Source organism: Nonomuraea sp. NPDC003727 (genome assembly GCF_053586935.1).
The window spans coordinates 176,686-193,237 of the sequence record NZ_JBSFNE010000013.1 but is presented as its reverse complement, the minus strand read 5'-3'; the positions used below and the strand labels follow the sequence as shown (position 1 = coordinate 193,237).

Genomic DNA, 16,552 nt, shown 5'->3' with positions numbered 1-16,552 from the left:
GAGGTCAATATCGGGGGGATTACGGTTTGTTGGGACCCCAGGTAAACCCGTTGTCGCTGATCACGGACCTGTACCAGAGAGCGCTGTCCTTCAGGGTGCGGGCCTGGGTGGCGTAGTCGACGTGGACGAGGCCGAACCTGCGGCGGTAGCCCTCGGCCCACTCGAAGTTGTCCAGCAGCGACCAGACCAGGTAGCCGCGCAGGTCGGCGCCGGCCGTGATGGCCGCGTGTGCGGCGCGCAGGTGCCCCTCGAGGTAGGCGAGCCTGCCGTCGTCGTGCACCCTGCCGTGCTCCACGACGTCGTCGAAGGCGGCGCCGTTCTCGGTGACCATGAGGCCGACCCGCGGGTAGTCCCGCGACAGCCGTACCAGCAGGCGCGACAGGCCGCTGGGCACGATCGGCCAGCCCATGGCGGTGACGGGGGCGTCGGCGGGGGCGAAGCGCACGCCCTCCGAGCCCGGCCACGCGGCGTCGGCGGGCAGTCCGGGCGCCGCCTCGACCACGCAGGGGTTGTAGTAGTTGACGCCGACAAGGTCGATGGGGGCGTTGACGATCTCCAGGTCGCCGTCGCGGATGTGCGCGGTGCCGCCGTTGCGACCGGCGGCGCTCAGCACCTCCTCCGGGTACCGGCCGGCCAGCGCGGGGTCCAGGAACTGGCGGGTCAGCAGCGCGTGGATGCGCTGGACGGCCTCGGCGTCGGCCGCGGACGGCGCCGCGTCGGGGTCGTTGACCTGGGCGGGTGTCAGCACCGGCGCCGAGTTGACCACCAGCATGATCTCCTCGGCGCCCTTCGCGCGCAGCGTCCTGGCCGCGAGCCCGTGGCCGAGCAGCAGGTGGTGCGCGGCCCTGAGCGCGTCGTGCGCGGAGGTACGGCCCGGCGCGTGCACGCCGTTGCCGTAGCCGAGGAACGCCGCGACCCACGGCTCGTTGAGGGTGGTCCAGTGGCTGACCCGGTCGCCGAGCCGGTCGTGCATGATCGCGGCGTAGTCGGCGAAGCGGTGGGAGGTGTCGCGGACGGTCCAGCCGCCCAGGTCCTCGAGCGTCTGCGGCAGATCCCAGTGATAAAGCGTGACGTATGGGGTGATGCCCGCTTCGAGGAGCTCGTCGACGAGCCTGTCGTAGAAGCCGAGGCCCGCCGAGTTGGCCGGTCCGGAGCCGGTGGGCTGGATCCTCGGCCAGGCGACGGAGAACCGGTAGGCCCCGAGGCCCAGCTCCCTCATCAGCGCCACGTCATCGCGGTAGCGGTGGTAGTGGTCGCAGGCCACCTCGCCGGTGTCGCCGTCGCGCACCTTCCCCGGCGTCGCGGAGAAGGTGTCCCAGATCGACGGGCCGCGCCCGCCCTCCTTCGCGGCCCCCTCGATCTGGTAGGACGCGGTGGCCGCGCCCCAGACGAAGTTCTCAGGGAAGACCACGGTCCCCCGCGCCTCCATGGTCGTGATCGTCATCCCTTGACAGCTCCTTGCATGATTCCTCCGATGATCTGCTTGCCGAGCAGGACGAACACGAGGATCAGCGGCAGGGTACCCACCGCCGTCCCCGACAGGCCGAGGACGTAGTCGTTGACGTACCCGCTGGCCAGCGTCGACAGCGCCACCTGCACCGTCGGGTTCTCCGGGGTGAGCACCACCAGCGGCCAGAAGTAGTCGTTCCACGCCGACATGAACGTCAGCATCCCGAGCACCGCCGCGGCCGGCCGCGCCGCGGGGAGTACGACGTGCCAGAACAGCCCCCAGGTCGTCGCGCCGTCGACCCTGCCCGCCTCCAGCAGCTCCGTGGGCAGCGCGCGGGAGAGGTACTGCGTCATGAAGAACACCCCGAAGGCGTTCACCAGCGCGGGCACCACCAGCGCGTACATCGAGCCGGTCCACTCGATCTTCACCATGAGCATGTAGAGCGGGATGATCCCGAGCTGGGCCGGCACCATCATGGTCGCCACCGTGATCAGCAGCAGGATGTTCCTGCCCCTGAAGGACAGCTTGGCGAAGGCGAACCCGGCCAGCGTCGAGAAGAACATCACCGCGATCGCGATCGACCCGGCGACCAGGAAGGAGTTGAGCAGGGCCAGGGCGAACGGCACGGTGTCGAAGACGCGCTGCACGTTGGCGAGGAAGTTGCCGCCGGGCAGCAGCGGCGGCGGCACCTCGGCCAGCGCCGAGTTGTGCCGCGAGGCCACGACCACGCTGTAGTAGAGCGGGAAGACCGAGAAGAAGGCCACCGCCAGCAGCGTCAGATAAGTGAGGCGTCGTCTCACTTGAAGGCCCCTCCCAGCCGGCGGGTCAGCAGGTAGTTGACGCCCGCCGCGACCACGACGAACAGGAACATCACCCACGAGGCGGCCGAGGCGTAGCCGAAGTCGAACTTGGTGAATCCCAGGTCGTAGACGTAGAGCGCGAGCGTCTGGAACTGGCGGTCCGGCCCGCCGCTGGTGATGCCGCCCGCGCCGCTGCCCGCCCCGAACAGCAGGGGCTCGGCCAGGATCTGCATCGCGCCGATCGTCGAGACCGTGACGACGAAGATGATCGTGGGCCGGATCATCGGGATGGTGATCTTCTTGAGCTGCGTCAGGTTCGACGCGCCGTCGATCGTGGCCGCCTCGTACAGCTCCCTGGGGACGGCCTGCATCGCCGCCAGGAAGATCAGCGCGTTGTAGCCCGTCCACCTCCACATGATCATCACCGAGATGGCCACGTGCGAGGTCGCGGTGCCCTCCGCCCAGGCCACGCCCTCGATCCCGAACCACGACAGCATCCAGTTGATCAGCCCGTAGTCGCGCCCGAACAGCTGGCTGAAGATGACCACGACCGCGACCACGCTGGTCACGTTCGGCACCAGCAGCGTGATGCGGAAGAACGTCTGCGCCCGCAGCGGGCGGTTGAGCAGGTGCGCCAGCCAGATGGCCAGCACGAGCTGCGGCGCCGTCGACAGGACGCCGATGGAGAAGGTGTTGAACGTGGCGTTCCAGAAGTAGCCGTCACCGAGCAGCGTGCCGAAGTTCTCCACCCCGATGAAGGTGTGCGTGTCGGAGGTGAGCGTCCACTCGTGCAGGCTCACCCACGCCGTGAAGATCAGCGGGAACACCCCGAAGGCGCAGAACAGCAGGAAGAACGGGGCCACGTAGGCGTACGGGGAGAGCTTGAGGTCGAGCGCGTGCCTGACGAGGCGGCGGCGCCTCCCGGGCACCGCGGCCGGCAGGGTGGCCATGCGGAAGTCCTCCAGGTCGATGCGGTACGGCGGGACGGGCGCGCCCCGCCGTACCGGGGGCTACTTGATCTTCTGGACGTCCGCGACGACCTGCGCCCACGCCTCGTCGGGCGTCTGCTTGCCCTGCTCGACCCGGCCCAGCCCGTCGCCGACGGCCACGCGCACGTCGCCCTCCTTGGGGCCGAGGTGCTGTGGCTTGAGGGTGCGCGCCGCGTCGGAGTAGATCTTGCCGATCGGCGCGTCACCGAAGAACGGCTTGGTGAAGCTCTGGATCGACGGGTCGTCGTAGAGGGCGGGGATCGAGGGGAAGGTGCCCTCCTCCTTGAAGACGCGGGCCTGGTTGTCCTTCGAGGTGAGGAAGTCGATCAGCTCGGCCGCCTCCTTGGGGTGCTTGCCCTGCTTGGGGAGCAGCAGGTGCGAGCCGCCGCTGTTGCCCGAGCCGCCGGGGACCTTCGCGATGTCCCACTTGCCGGCCGCGTCCTTGGCCTGCTCCTGGATGTAGCCGGTCATCCAGGCCGGGCAGATGATCGTGGCGAACGAGCCCTTGGCGAAGCCGGTGTTCCACGGCGGGGAGAAGGCGGCCAGCTTGGCGCTCAGGCCGTTCAGGCTGAGCTGGTTGGACAGGTCCCAGGCCTTCTTGACCTCGGGGTTGGTGGCGACGACGATCTGGTCCTGGGCGTCGTAGAGGCCGACGGGCGCCTGGTTGACGATCGCGCGGAAGATCTCGCCGGGGGAGTCGACGAACTTGGCGTCCTTGACGTTCGCGGCGAACTTCTTGCCGGTCTCGATGTACTGCTCCCACGTCGGCCAGAGCTCGGCGACCTTCTCGCGGTCGGTGGGCAGCCCGGCCTTCTCGAACAGGTCCTTGCGGTAGCACATGGCCAGGCCGCCGACGTCGGTGCCGAGGCCGAGCAGCCGGGAGCCGTCCTTCGACAGGCCCTGCTGCCACTTCCAGTCCAGGTAGTCGCCCTGCCGCTTGTCCAGGCCGTACTGCTTGAGGTCGTGGAACTTGTCGGGCTGCGAGGTGAAGGAGCTGATGTAGCCCACCTCCACCGCCTCGACGTCGGCCGCGCCCGCGTTGGTGGCCAGCCGCTTGACCAGGTTGTTGTGGTGGTCGTTGAACTGCGTGACCCGCTCGACGATCTCCACGTTGGGATGGGTCTTCCTGTACTCCTCGTACAGCGGCTTGAAGCCGAAGTCGCCGAAGAGCGCGACGCTGAGCGTCACCTTCTCGGCGGTGCCGCCGCCCGTGGCGGCGGTCTGCTGTGATCCGCCGCCGCAGGCGGCGAGCGCGAGCGCGAGTGCGGAGGCGGTGAGCACCGGTACGGCGAGCCGCCCGAAGCGGCGGGCCTGGGAGTACGGCGTGGCCATGGAACCCTCCTCGAGGGCGGTGGGGAGTGACGGTGAGAGAGCGCTCTCTCAGAGGTTGCGGGTCGGGGGCCTGCCATGTCAACGGAGGGTTTCAGGGATGCACAAGAGAGCGCTCTCTCACCTGTGGCGGCGTTTCCGCAGGTGACGGCCACGCCTCGGAGCGGTGGGAGCGCTCCCAGAGGGTCGGCCCGTTTCCAGAGTGTTACCTGTAGCGGGAGAGCGTTCTCTCAGCCGAGGACGCGGCCGAGCACCTTGGCGTACATCCGGCCGGGGCTCGGCGTCGCCGGCGAGGTCAGGAACCCCGGCAGCATCGGCAGATCGACCGCGAACGCCTGCAACCGTTCGTACAGCACGTTGGCGTCGCGCGGCCTGTCCTCGACCGGCTTCTCCAGCAGGTCGGACAGCACCTTCCCGAGCGCGGCCGGAAGCCCGGGCACCGGGGGCGGCCGCTCCTTCACCTGCCTCTCGAACACGACGTACTCCGTCGGGCCGGTGAACAGCTGCCGCCCCGTCAGCATCTCGTGCAGCACGCAGCCGAGCGAGTAGAGATCGCTGCGCGGCTCGGCGACACCCCGCTGGATCTGCTCGGGCGCCATGTACGCCGGAGTGCCGAGGATCTGCCCGATCCTGGTGAACTGCGTGCCGTTCGCCTCCCGCAACATCGCCAGGCCGAAGTCGAGCACCTTGACGCTGCCGTCGCGACAGAGCATGAGATTGGTCGGCTTGAGATCGCGATGGCAGATCTCCAGCGCGTGCGCCGCCGACAGCACCGCGCACGCCTGCGCCGCGATCGCCACCGCCCACGGCACCGGCAGCGGGCCGTGCTCGCTCAGCAGGTCGGCGACCGTGACCCCGTCGATGAACTGCATCACCTGGAACAGCCGCTGCTCGTGCGTCCCGAAGTCGTACAGGACGGGCGCCCCCGGATGCTCCAGGCGCGCCAGGATGCGCGCCTCCCTGGTGAAGCGCCGCTCCAGCTCCTCGTCGGCGTCCTTGCCGGGCAGCGGGTACAGCAGCTTGACCGCCACCCGCCGGTCGAGATGCCGGTCGTGGCCACGGTAGACGGCGCTCATGCTGCCCCGGCCCAGAGGAAGGTCGTCGAGCACGTAGCGGTCACCGATGACCATCCGCCTCTCCTGCCCCCTCCACGACCAGCCCGCTTGAGACTCTCCGGGGAATCTACAGCAACCAGGTGGATCTTGATCGCCGTGCGGCGCGGGCCCGGTCCCGCGGGCGCCGGACGTGGCCGCCGACGATCGGCCCATGGGGCGTCAGGAGATCACGGCGGTTCACGCGGACGCGGGCGGCCGTTGCCGCCCGCGGCTCGTCGTCGGCCTCCCACGGTTCTAGACTCGAGCGTGGACCTCGTCGCCCGGACGAGAGGCAGGTGCGCCGCGTGTCCGACGAGCATCTCACCCATGGCTGGGAGCAGGACCTCGACGCCGGAGACTCCCTGGTGCGCAGGTTCGTGCTGGCCAACGCCGACCGCAACGCCTTCGTCGCCGCCTGCGCGGGCGGGCGCGCCGAACGCTGGCAGGACCTCGCGGTCGCCGACCCCGCCTCGCCGGTCCTGTTCGACAACGCCGCCGTGCTGCTGGCGCCACCGCCGTACATCGACCTGGCGGACACGCTGCGGCGGCTGCTCGCCTTCTACCCGCCCGAACGCCACTTCGTGTTCCTGTCGGTCTGGCCGACGCCGGACCTGTCCACGGCGGGCCTGCGGCTGATGGGCCATCCTCCGCTCATGCTGCGCCCGCAGGGCGGGAGCCCGCCGCCCCTTCCCGACGGGCTCAGGATCGTCCCCGTCACCGACCGCCGCGGCCTGGCGGACTTCGTCCGCACGCTCGTCGAGGCCTACCCGATGCCGGAGGCGGAGGGCACGGTGTTCGGCGACGCGCGGGTCCTGGACGGCCCGATCAAGCTGTTCGTGGGATACGCCGGCGACCGGCCCGTCGCCACGTCCGGATCCCGGCTCGGGCACGGCATCGTCGACGTCGAATGGGTGTCCACGCTGCCCTCCCATCGCGGCAGGGGCATCGGCGCCGCCGTCACCTGGGCCGCCACGCTCGCCGAGCCGTACCAGCCGGCCATGCTCATCGCCAGCGACGAGGGCCGGCCGGTCTACGAGGCGATGGGATACCTGCGGCTGATGCGGCTGACGATGTGGCACCGTCCGCCGGCGACCTGACGCTCACCCTCCCGGACGGACGAGCGGGCTGCCGGGCGGGCTGACGGGCGGCCGGATGGACACGCGCGTCAGGCCGACGGAGAGGCGCGCCGGATGGGCGCGCGTGCCGGGCGGGCGCGCCGGATGGGCGCGCAGGGCGGGCGTGCCGGGCGGGCGGGCAGGGCGGGCGTGCCGGGCGGGTGCGCCGGATGGGCGTGCCGGGTGGGTGCGCCGGGTGGGAGTCGGGTGGGAGTCGGGTGGCGGGGCCGGTCGGTCACGGCCGCAGGACGAAGTCCCTGATCGCCGCGCCGATCTCGTGCGGGGAGTCCTCCTGGACGTAGTGGATGCCGCGCACGCCGACCTCGCGCTGGTTCGGCCAGGTGCGCGCGAACTCCAGCGCCCTGCCGACCAGGATCGCGCCGGGCTCGGCGGAGATCAGCAGCTTGGGGACGGCGCTGCGGGCCATCCAGCTCCCGTACGCCTCCACCACCTCGGCCACGTCCCGAGGCGTGCCGTCGATGGGCAGTTCGCGGGGGAAGACCAGCGTGGGCAGGCGCGAGTCCCGGTCGCCGAACGGCGCGCGGTAGGCCGCCATCTCCTCCTCCCGCAACGGACGCAGCACGCTTCGGGGCAGCACCGTCTCGACGAAGAAGTTCTGGCCCAGCAGCAGTTCCTCGCCTTCGGGCCCGCGCATCGCGCGGAACAGCGTGTCGCGGCCCTCGGGGAAGTCGGCCCACAGCCGCGGCTGGACGATCGCCTCCATGTAGGCGATCGCGCGCACGCGCTCGGGGTGGCGGCGCGCCCAGTGGAAGCCGAGCGCCGAACCCCAGTCGTGCAGCACCAGCGTGACCTGCCCCTCGGGCAGCACCGCGTCGAACCAGGCGTCGAGGTGGCGGGCGTGGTCGGCGAACCGGTAGGCCCCGTCGGCCGCGGGCTCGGAACGGCCCATGCCGACCAGGTCGGGCGCCAGGCACCGGCGGACGTCGGCCAGGTAGGGGATCACGTTGCGCCACAGGTACGAGGAGGTGGGGTTGCCGTGCAGGAACACCACCGGCTCGCCGTCGCCGGTGTCCACGTGGCTCAGATGGGTGCCCAGCACGCGCACCTGCCGCCGCGGGTGCGGGTCGGCGGCGGAGATGGTGCCGGTGTCGGTGACGGCGACGGCGGGGCTGGTGCTGGTGTCGGCGTCGGTGACGGCGGCGGAGACGGTGTCGGTGACGGTGCTCGCGGTCATGGGTGTCGTCCTTCGGTCGGTGAGGTGGAAGGGGCCAGGAGGGTGCCGAACACCACGGTGGTGAAGCGCTCCAGCGGATCGGACGAGCGCTCCACCTTCATCCGCAGCATCGCCCCCTGCCAGGAGGCCATCAGGAAGTCGGCGAAGTCGGGCGCGGGCAGCGGCAGCGCGATCTGGCCTGCCCGCTGCGCCTCGTCCAGGCAGCGTGCGAACGGCTCGTGCCACTCGGTGAAGATCTGTGCCAGGTGCGTGCGGATGGCCTCGCTGGTCTCGGTCGAGTCCAGGCTGGTGTTGCCGATCAGGCATCCGTCGTGCCATTCGCGTGCCCGCAGCCGTTCGGTGATGGCGTCGAAGTAGGCGCGCAGCCGTTCCAGCGGAGGCCTGCCGGTGTCGTCCAGGGTCGCGGCGACGATCGCGCGGACGTCGGTGAAGTAGCGGTCGATCACCGCCAGCCCGAAGTCCTCCTTGGAGGCGAAGTGGTTGCTGAACGAGCCGAGCGGGACGCCGGCCGCCGCCGTGATGGTGCGGACGCTCGCGCCCACCAGCCCCGTCCTGCGGACGGCCTCCATCCCTTGGTCGAGGAGTTGGTCTTTCTTCGATGGTCTCGCCATGAGTCCAATATGGACGTTCATATTGATTTCGTCAAGCCATGGGCCCCACAACCGGACAGGCCTCCCGGGAGCGCGTGACGCGCCCCCGGGAGGCCTGTCGTTCCGGCGGGGTCAGACGTTGCGCCGGTACTGGCCGCCCGCCTCGAAGAGGGCCTCGGTGATCTGGCCGAGCGAGCACACCCTCGCCGCGTCCATCAGCACCTCGAACGCGTTGTCGTCCGACATGGCCACCTCCCTCAGCCGGCGCAGCGCCGCCGGCGCGGTGGAGCGGTTTCTCGCCTGGAAGCCGCGCAGCCGGTCGAGCTGGGAGTGCTTCTCCTCCTCGGTCCCCCTGGCCAGCTCCAGCGGCCCGTGCTCCACCTCGCCGCGCGGGTTGCGGAAGGTGTTCACCCCGATGATCGGCAGCGAGCCGTCGTGCTTGCGGGTCTCGTAGAGCATCGACTCGTCCTGGATCTTGCCGCGCTGGTAGCCGGTCTCCATCGCGCCGAGCACGCCGCCGCGGTCCGACAGGCGCTCGAACTCGCTCAGCACCGCCTCCTCGACCAGGTCGGTCAGCTCGTCGATGATGAACGAGCCCTGCAGCGGGTTCTCGTTCCTCGCCAGGCCCCATTCGCGGTTGATGATGAGCTGGATCGCCATCGCGCGCCGTACGGACTCGGCCGAGGGGGTGGTGACGGCCTCGTCGAAGGCGTTGGTGTGCAGGCTGTTGCAGTTGTCGTAGATCGCGATGAGGGCCTGCAGGGTGGTGCGGATGTCGTTGAAGTCCATCTCCTGGGCGTGCAGCGACCGGCCGGAGGTCTGGATGTGGTACTTCAGCTTCTGCGAGCGTTCGGCCGCGCCGTACCGCTCCCTCATCGCGACGGCCCAGATCCGGCGGGCGACCCGCCCGAGCACGGAGTACTCGGGGTCCATGCCGTTGGAGAAGAAGAACGACAGGTTGGGCGCGAAGTCGTCGATCCGCATGTCGCGCGCCAGGTAGGCCTCGACGTAGGTGAAGCCGTTGGCGAGGGTGAAGGCGAGCTGGCTGATGGGGTTCGCGCCCGCCTCGGCGATGTGGTAGCCGGAGATGGACACCGAGTAGAAGTTGCGCACCTGGTTGCGGATGAACCACTCCTGGATGTCGGCCATCATGCGCAGCGAGAACTCCGTGGAGAAGATGCAGGTGTTCTGCCCCTGGTCCTCCTTGAGGATGTCGGCCTGGACGGTGCCCCGCACGGTGGCGAGGGTCCTGGCGCGCAGCTCGGCCGCCTCCTGCGGGGACGCCGGGCGGCCCTGGGCGGACTCGAAGCGCTCGAGCGCCTGGTCGATCGCGGCGTTGAGGAAGAAGGCCAGGATCGTGGGGGCGGGGCCGTTGATGGTCATGGAGACGGAGGTGTTCGGCGCGGACAGGTCGAAGCCGTCGTAGAGCACCTTCATGTCGTCGAGCGTCGCGATCGACACCCCCGAGGTCCCGACTTTTCCGTAAATGTCGGGTCGGACGTCGGGGTCGTGGCCGTACAAAGTCACCGAGTCGAACGCGGTGGACAGCCGGGTGGCCGGCTGGCCCTCCGACAGCAGCTTGAAGCGCCGGTTCGTCCTGAACGGGTCGCCCTCGCCGGCGAACATCCTGGTCGGGTCCTCGTCGTCCCGCTTGAAGGGGAACACGCCCGCGGTGAACGGGAAGCGGCCCGGCAGGTTCTCCGAGCGCAGGAAGCGCAGCAGCTCGCCGTGGTCCTCGAAGCGGGGCAGCGCGACGCGCGGGATCCTGTTGCCGGAGAGGGTCTCGCGCCACAGCGGGGTGTGGATCTCCCTGTCGCGGACCCGTACGACGAGCTCGTCGGCGGTGTACTGCTCCCGCAACGCGGGCCACTCCGCCAGCAGCGCCCTGCTCTCGTCGGACAGCTCCCGCTCGGCCTGGGCAGCCAGCTCGTCCAGACGCGCATCCGTCACGTCCCGCCTGTCGGCGGGGGCAGCCGGCTCGTCCAGACGCGCATCCGTCACGTCCCGCCTGTCGGCGGGGGCGACCGCCTGCGCCCCGCCCGCCTGCCCCCCGCCCGCCGAACCGGCGGGTTCGCCCAGGAGCGCCCGGACGGCCGCCAGCTGCTGCCGGCGCCGAGCCACCTCCACCTGGGCCGTCGTCTCGGCGTGGTAGCCGCGCACCGTCTCGGCGATCTCCGCGAGGTAGCGGACCCGTGCCGGCGGCACCACCGCCGCCGCCGTCCTGGAGGTGCGCCCCTCGACCCTGGGCAGCAGGCCGGCGCCGGCCGGCATGCCCCGCTCCACGAGCTGGTCGCGCAGGTGGTGGTAGAGCGCCGTCACCCCCGCGTCGTTGTAGCGGGCGGCGATGGTGCCGAACACCGGCATCGCGTCGGGCGACACCCCGAACGCGGACCGGTTGCGCACCATCTGGCGGCGCACGTCGCGCAGCGCGTCCTCGGCCCCGCGCCGCTCGTACTTGTTGATCACGACGGCCTCGGCGAAGTCGAGCATGTCGATCTTCTCGAGCTGGGAGGCGGCGCCGAACTCCGGCGTCATCACGTAGATCGGCACGTCCACGTGCGGGACGATCCCCGCGTCGCCCTGCCCGATGCCGGGTGTCTCGATGACGACCAGGTCGTACCCGGCCGCGCGGCAGGCGGCGATCACGTCGTCGAGGCAGTCGGGCACCTCGCTCGCGCCTCGCGTGGCGAGGGAACGGAAGTAGGTCTGCCCGCCGAGGCTGTTCATCCTGATGCGGTCGCCGAGCAGGGCGCCGCCGCCGCGCCGCCTGGTGGGGTCGATGGCGATGACCGCCATGCGCAGCTTGTCGTCGTTGTCGACGTGGAACCTGCGCAGCAGCTCGTCGGTCAGCGACGACTTGCCGGACCCGCCGGTGCCGGTGATGCCCAGGACGGGCGCCCGCCGGACGGTCGATCCGGCACCGTCACCCGGAACGTTCTCCGCCCCCGCCACGGCATCGCCGGTCACACCGGTGGCGCTCTGGGCCGGGGTCGCGCCGCCCAGGGCGCGGATCCCCGCGAGCAGTTCCTCGGGCGCCCGCCCCGACTCGATCAGTGTGATCGCCCTGGCCAGCGCCGCCTGGTCGCCCGACGCGACGGCCTCCACGGACGGCGGGTCGCCGAGCTCGGCGTCGCATTCCTCGATCAGCTTGTTGATCATTCCGGGGAGGCCGAGCCGCTGGCCGTCCTCGGGGGAGAAGATCCTCGCCACCCCCCTGGAGTGCAGCAGCTCGATCTCCTCGGGGACGATCACGCCGCCGCCCCCGCCGTACACCCTGATGTGGCCGGCGCCGCGCTCACGCAGGAGCTCGACGAGGTAGGTGAAGAACTCGACGTGCCCGCCCTGGTAGGAGCTGATCGCGACGCCCTGGACGTCTTCCTGGATGGCGGCGGTGACGATCTCGTCGACGGATCTGTTGTGTCCGAGATGCACGACCTCCGCCCCTTGTGACTGCAGGATCCGCCGCATGATGTTGATCGCGGCATCATGGCCGTCGAACAGCGCTGCCGCGGTCACGAAGCGGACGGGATGGGCCGGTACGTGCACGCCTGATCACTCCTTGGTGAGGGGCCTCCTCTCGAAGATACTAGGACGTCCTACTATTTCCCAGTGGCCGCCTCATACGGCCTGCGCCGCCTGGCCGTACCGCCCGGCGGGGTGAGCGGGTGCGGAGTGACCGGCGCGGCGGGCGCGCGCTCGCCGGAACGCTCCAACGGCAGGTGAGCGCGTTCCGCCTGCGCGCGCGAGCGGGCCTCGTCCGCCGGGACGCGGGTGCGGGGGACGCCGGGCGGTGCGGGGGTCGTGGTGCGCGCCCGGGGCGGCAGGGCGGGGACGGGACCGTGGAGTGATGGCGTGAGGCGGGCGGCGGTCACGCGCGGCGGTGGTGCGGGGGTGGTGCGGGCGGCGGTGACATGTGGCGGTGGCGCGGGGTCGGGGCTGACCCATGGGACGAGTTCCCGGCGATGGCGCCCGGAGCCGCGGGAGCGTCCCGCCATCCGGAACGAGACGACCACGGTGGTGAGTACCATCGCGGCGAGTAAGGCCTGCGGCGTCCCCAGCACGTCGAACGGTGACTCCCGTGTCGCTGCCGGCGGCACGTGCGCCTGGACGGAGAAGGGCTCGAGCGGCTGGTCGGAGGGGCGTACCTCGATCAGCGTCGGATGTTCCTTGACCAGGCGGGGCAGCCCGTACCCGACGACCTTGTCGGTGTCGCGGACCTTGCGCTTGAGCCAGACCTTGTCGACGTTCGCCTCGATCGTGTGGATCTTCGATCCGGCGACCTTCTCGACGATCCCGACGTGGTCGATGCCCTTGTAGCTCTTGCCGCCCCTCCAGTCGTAGAAGACCAGGGCGCCTGGCTCGGGTTTTGGCGACCAGGCGCCCTGCTGGATGAACCAGGCCGCGTGCGAGGGCGTCCAGGCGAACTGCCCGACGTACTCCTGCAGGCCCGCCTTGTGCGCGGCCCAGGTGATGAACATGTCGCACCACGGCGCGTTGCGATACTGGGGGTCCTGGACGAGGTCGGCGTACCACGTGCCGAACTTGGTGTACTGGCCGCCCTTCTCGCGGTAGCCGAGCTCGGGGCGAGCCGCCTTCAGCAGTCCTTCAGCGATCGGGTCCAGGACGACTCCTTCCCAGAAGACCGGCGACTAACGAGGGACTGTAGTAGTGCCGTCGTGGCCGCGGGCCGGACATCCGGAAAGTGTCTAGATATGAGGCGAAATATGCGCAGTGTTGCTGCTGGGACGTACTAGTCGAGATAGCTGTAGAGCTTCTTCCAGCTGCCGCCGTACAGGCAGGTGGCCGACGGCTTCGAGGCCTTGATCTCGCCGCAGACCTTCGTCTCGACCAGGACGACCCGCTTCTCGACGAAGGAGAAGGACTTCGGGGTGCCCTTGGTGCAGTCGAGGCTGTAGAGGTGCTTGGTCGGCACGCTTCCGTCCTTCTTGAGGAAGGAGACACGGAAGGCCGCCCAGCCGCAGGCCGGCCCCTTGGTCAGGTCGGTGATCGCGCCATTGATCTCCACCGTGGCGGTCGTCGGCGTGGTGGACGTGTCCCGGCTGAGCACGGTGAGCCTGCCCTGGGCGACGGCCTTCCTGCCGGAGGAGAACGTCGGGCCCCACGTCGTGCTGGGGCCGGCCCCGACGCCCGTGGCGGCGGACGCGGAGATGGGGGCGGAATCAGGCGCGGAAGCGGACGCGGACGCGACGGTGGCGGGTAAGGCCGCCAGCAGGCCGGCGGCGGCGATCAGGATGGTACGGCTGGTCCTCATCGGGAGTTCCCTTCTCGTTGTACCGAGAGTGTGGGTTCCCGCGCTTTCAGATGGGTTGAGAACCGCCGTACCGATCAGGATCCGACGCCCACCCGGTACATCGACGTGCCGCCCTCGCCGGACGGTACGACGTCGGCCACGATGACGGTGACGTTGTCGGGCCCTCCGCCCTCGTTGGCCAGTTCGATGAGCCTGTGCACGGCGGCGTCGGGCTCGCCGTACGAGGTCAGGATCTCGTGGAGGGTCTCGGGGCCGAGCACGTCGGTCAGCCCGTCGGAGCACAACATGTAGCGGTCGCCGAGCTCCGCCTCGCGCAGCGACATGTCGGGCTCGGCCCTGCCCTCGCTGCCGAGCACGCGCAACACCATCGAGCGGCGCGGGTGGACCGCGGCCTGGTCCTCCGTGATGCGGCCTTCGTCCACCATCGACTGGACCAGCGTGTGGTCCTTGGTGATCTGGTAGAGCGCGCCGTCGCGCAGCAAGTACGCCCGCGAGTCGCCCAGGTGGGCCAGGGCGAACCTCGCGCCGTCCCACAACATGGCGGTCACCGTCGTGCCCATGCCCCTGCGAGCCGGGTCGATCTCGACCAGTTCGGCAAGCCTGCGCCCCGCCTCCAGCACGGCCGCCTCCAGGGCGGTTTCGAGATCGGCCCCCGCCTCTGGCAAGCTGACGTCGAGCTCGCGCAGCACCGCGATCGTGGCGGAGCTGGCAAGCTCGCCGGCCGCGTGGCCGCCCATCCCGTCCGCGATCGCCAGCATGCGGGCGCTCACGTAGCCCGAATCCTCGTTCTGCTCCCTTCGTCGGCCCACGTCCGACCCGGCGGCATAGCGGATGTTGTGCGTCATAGTAGGCAGTAAATCATTGGTTGAAACACTTCACAAGCAGATGCGCTGAAGAGTGTTGTGAACTAATGTGGCGTCCATGAGCCACGACCCGACCGTGAACGCCGGCGACATCGCTCGGCTCGCCGGTGTCGGGCGGGCCGCGGTGAGCAACTGGCGCCGCCGCCACGACGACTTCCCCAAACCCGTCGACGGAACCGCCGCACAGCCGCTTTTCGCGCTGCGCGAGGTCGAGGCATGGCTGAGTCGCTATGGGAAGTCCTACCAGGTCTCGCTGGCAGATCGCGCGTGGCAACGCCTGAAAGCTTCCGGAGATCTTCAGCTTGGCGAGCTCGTGGCCGCCGCCGGAGGTTTTCTCGCCGATCCCGGGGCCGGGGGCGAGGGGCTCGACGAGGGACAGGTCGCGGTGCTGCGCGAGCTGGCCGCCGAGCAGGGCGCGCCGGCCGCCTACGAGTTCCTGTGCGCCCGCTACTTCGAGGCCCACTCCCGCAAGCTCTCCGTCACCCGTGAGGACCTCGCGGCCCTGATGGTACGGCTGGCCGTCCCCGACGGCGGCATCGTCCTCGACCCGGCCTGCGGCGTCGGCACCCTCCTGCTGCCGCTGTCGCCCCGCGGCCGCGCCACGGGGGCGCCCGACGGCGTGAGGGTGCTCGGCCAGGAGCTGGAGGACACCTCGGCCCGCATCGCCGCCGCCCGGCTGGCGCTGCGCGGGGTCGAGGCCGAGATCGTCCACGGCGACTCGCTCAGGCGCGACGCCTTCCCCGGCCCCCGGGCCGACGCGGTGGTCTGCGACCCGCCGTTCAACGAGCGGTCGTGGGGCTATGACGAGCTCACCGGCGACCCGCGGTGGGAGCACGGCCTGCCGCCGCGCGGAGAGTCCGAGCTGGCGTGGGTGCAGCACTGCCTCACCCACGTCAGGCCGGGCGGCCTGGTGGCCATCCTCATGCCCGTCGCCGCGGCCGGCCGCAGGGCCGGCCGCCGCATCAGGGGCAACCTGCTGCGCGCCGGGGCCCTGCGCGCCGTGGTGGGGCTCTGGCCCGGCGGCCCCGACCTGTGGCTGCTGCGCAGGCCGCAGAGCGGGGAGCGCCCGCCGTCCGAGATCGTCATCATGGACGCCGAGGGCGACCTGAGCAGGGTCGAGCCCGGCCTGCGCGAGGGAGCGCACCGGGTCCGCATCATCGACCTGCTCGACGACGAGGTGGACCTCAGCCCCTCCCGCCACGCCCCGCGCGGCGGAGCCGACCTGGGGCGCGCCTTCGCCGACGCCCGCGCCCGTTTCCTGGCCGCCTCCGTCGACGCGCCCGATCTGGTGGTGCTCGACGAGCCGCGCGACCGGCCGGTCACCACGATCGGCGAGCTGGTCAAGGCAGGCCTGGTCACGATCCTCCAGGCGCCGCCCAGGATGTCGGCCGACGGCGGCGACCTGCCGGTGCTGACGGCCGACGACGTGGAGCGCGGCACCACCACACCCTCCGGCGCCACCACGGCCGAGCCCGGCATGGTCAGGATCCAGCCCGGCGACGTCGTGGCCACCTACGCCACCGCGAGGGTGGTCGGCCAGGACGGCGCCGTCCTCGGCCCGCAGCTCACCCTCTACCGGGTCGACCAGCGCCGCGTGGACCCCCACTTCCTCGCCGGTTTTCTGCGCTCGGCCGGGGCCCGGGTGCCGGCCGGCTCCAGCAGGGTCGACGCGCGCCGTACCCGCCTGCCCAGGCTGTCGCTCAGCGAGCAGCGGGCCTACGGCGACGCCTTCCGCCGGCTGGCCGCCATGGAGGACGCCCTGCGGGAGGCGACCGAGCTCGGCGAGACCCTCATCAGGCTCGGCCACCAGGGTCTGGCCGACGGCCGCCTCCGACCTCCGGCCTGACCGGCGCGG

Annotated in this window: 13 protein-coding genes; 2 read left to right on the top strand and 11 right to left on the bottom strand. The window is 70.8% G+C overall.

Annotated features, from left to right (window positions below; genetic code table 11):
- Positions 1-19: 19 nt before the first annotated feature.
- The 5 genes from ACWDLG_RS31345 to ACWDLG_RS31325 form a co-directional block, all read right to left on the bottom strand.
- Positions 20-1,444: a GH1 family beta-glucosidase gene (locus ACWDLG_RS31345; protein WP_449926860.1), complete on the bottom strand. Its 1,425-nt coding sequence runs from the start codon at positions 1,442-1,444 to the stop codon at positions 20-22.
- Positions 1,441-2,250, bottom strand: a complete 810-nt coding sequence (locus ACWDLG_RS31340; protein ID WP_449926856.1) for a carbohydrate ABC transporter permease — start codon at positions 2,248-2,250, stop codon at positions 1,441-1,443. Before ACWDLG_RS31340 ends, ACWDLG_RS31345 begins: the two co-directional genes overlap by 4 nt.
- Positions 2,247-3,200 (bottom strand): carbohydrate ABC transporter permease, encoded by a 954-nt coding sequence (locus ACWDLG_RS31335; protein WP_354919035.1) that lies wholly within the window; start codon positions 3,198-3,200, stop codon positions 2,247-2,249. Before ACWDLG_RS31335 ends, ACWDLG_RS31340 begins: the two co-directional genes overlap by 4 nt.
- Before the next feature lie 60 nt (positions 3,201-3,260).
- Complete coding sequence (locus ACWDLG_RS31330) at positions 3,261-4,571, bottom strand: ABC transporter substrate-binding protein (RefSeq protein WP_449926852.1); 1,311 nt, start codon at positions 4,569-4,571, stop codon at positions 3,261-3,263.
- Between the two features lie 227 nt (positions 4,572-4,798).
- On the bottom strand, positions 4,799-5,698 hold the full coding sequence (locus tag ACWDLG_RS31325; protein ID WP_449926849.1) for a serine/threonine-protein kinase: 900 nt from the start codon (positions 5,696-5,698) through the stop codon (positions 4,799-4,801).
- Positions 5,699-5,967: 269 nt separating this feature from the next.
- Between ACWDLG_RS31325 and ACWDLG_RS31320 the strand changes: the two genes are divergently transcribed.
- A complete protein-coding gene (locus ACWDLG_RS31320; protein WP_449926847.1) occupies positions 5,968-6,759 on the top strand; it encodes a GNAT family N-acetyltransferase in 792 nt (263 codons plus the stop codon).
- Between the two features lie 253 nt (positions 6,760-7,012).
- Here ACWDLG_RS31320 and ACWDLG_RS31315 read toward each other — a convergent pair whose 3' ends face one another.
- The 6 genes from ACWDLG_RS31315 to ACWDLG_RS31290 all read right to left on the bottom strand — a co-directional run bounded on the left by ACWDLG_RS31315 (position 7,013) and on the right by ACWDLG_RS31290 (position 14,679).
- Positions 7,013-7,972, bottom strand: a complete 960-nt coding sequence (locus ACWDLG_RS31315; protein WP_449926844.1) for a haloalkane dehalogenase — start codon at positions 7,970-7,972, stop codon at positions 7,013-7,015.
- Positions 7,969-8,583 (bottom strand): TetR family transcriptional regulator C-terminal domain-containing protein, encoded by a 615-nt coding sequence (locus ACWDLG_RS31310; protein ID WP_449926841.1) that lies wholly within the window; start codon positions 8,581-8,583, stop codon positions 7,969-7,971. Before ACWDLG_RS31310 ends, ACWDLG_RS31315 begins: the two co-directional genes overlap by 4 nt.
- 111 nt (positions 8,584-8,694) lie before the next feature.
- Positions 8,695-12,108 (bottom strand): methylmalonyl-CoA mutase family protein, encoded by a 3,414-nt coding sequence (locus tag ACWDLG_RS31305; RefSeq protein ID WP_449926839.1) that lies wholly within the window; start codon positions 12,106-12,108, stop codon positions 8,695-8,697.
- Between the two features lie 53 nt (positions 12,109-12,161).
- Positions 12,162-13,160 carry a CHAP domain-containing protein gene (locus tag ACWDLG_RS31300; RefSeq protein WP_449927077.1) on the bottom strand — a complete coding sequence of 333 codons (999 nt, stop codon included), beginning with the start codon at positions 13,158-13,160 and terminating at the stop codon, positions 12,162-12,164.
- A gap of 152 nt (positions 13,161-13,312) precedes the next feature.
- The gene (locus ACWDLG_RS31295) at positions 13,313-13,834 is read right to left on the bottom strand and encodes a hypothetical protein (RefSeq protein ID WP_449926837.1); all 522 of its coding nucleotides are present in this window, start codon (positions 13,832-13,834) and stop codon (positions 13,313-13,315) included.
- Between the two features lie 74 nt (positions 13,835-13,908).
- Entirely contained in the window at positions 13,909-14,679 is a 771-nt protein-coding gene (locus ACWDLG_RS31290) for a PP2C family protein-serine/threonine phosphatase (protein WP_449926834.1), read from the bottom strand.
- 76 nt (positions 14,680-14,755) lie between these two features.
- On the opposite strand from ACWDLG_RS31290, the gene ACWDLG_RS31285 reads away from it, so the two are divergent.
- On the top strand, positions 14,756-16,543 hold the full coding sequence (locus ACWDLG_RS31285; protein WP_449926831.1) for an N-6 DNA methylase: 1,788 nt from the start codon (positions 14,756-14,758) through the stop codon (positions 16,541-16,543).
- Positions 16,544-16,552 lie beyond the last annotated feature (9 nt).

Coding starts and splice junctions, on each gene's coding strand:
- ACWDLG_RS31310 (WP_449926841.1), bottom strand. CDS start 8,583: ATGGCGAGACCATCGAAGAAAGACCAACTCCTCGACCAAGGGATGGAG.
- ACWDLG_RS31295 (WP_449926837.1), bottom strand. CDS start 13,834: ATGAGGACCAGCCGTACCATCCTGATCGCCGCCGCCGGCCTGCTGGCG.
- ACWDLG_RS31330 (WP_449926852.1), bottom strand. CDS start 4,571: ATGGCCACGCCGTACTCCCAGGCCCGCCGCTTCGGGCGGCTCGCCGTA.
- ACWDLG_RS31325 (WP_449926849.1), bottom strand. CDS start 5,698: ATGGTCATCGGTGACCGCTACGTGCTCGACGACCTTCCTCTGGGCCGG.
- ACWDLG_RS31335 (WP_354919035.1), bottom strand. CDS start 3,200: ATGGCCACCCTGCCGGCCGCGGTGCCCGGGAGGCGCCGCCGCCTCGTC.
- ACWDLG_RS31290 (WP_449926834.1), bottom strand. CDS start 14,679: ATGACGCACAACATCCGCTATGCCGCCGGGTCGGACGTGGGCCGACGA.
- ACWDLG_RS31345 (WP_449926860.1), bottom strand. CDS start 1,444: ATGACGATCACGACCATGGAGGCGCGGGGGACCGTGGTCTTCCCTGAG.
- ACWDLG_RS31285 (WP_449926831.1), top strand. CDS start 14,756: ATGAGCCACGACCCGACCGTGAACGCCGGCGACATCGCTCGGCTCGCC.
- ACWDLG_RS31315 (WP_449926844.1), bottom strand. CDS start 7,972: ATGACCGCGAGCACCGTCACCGACACCGTCTCCGCCGCCGTCACCGAC.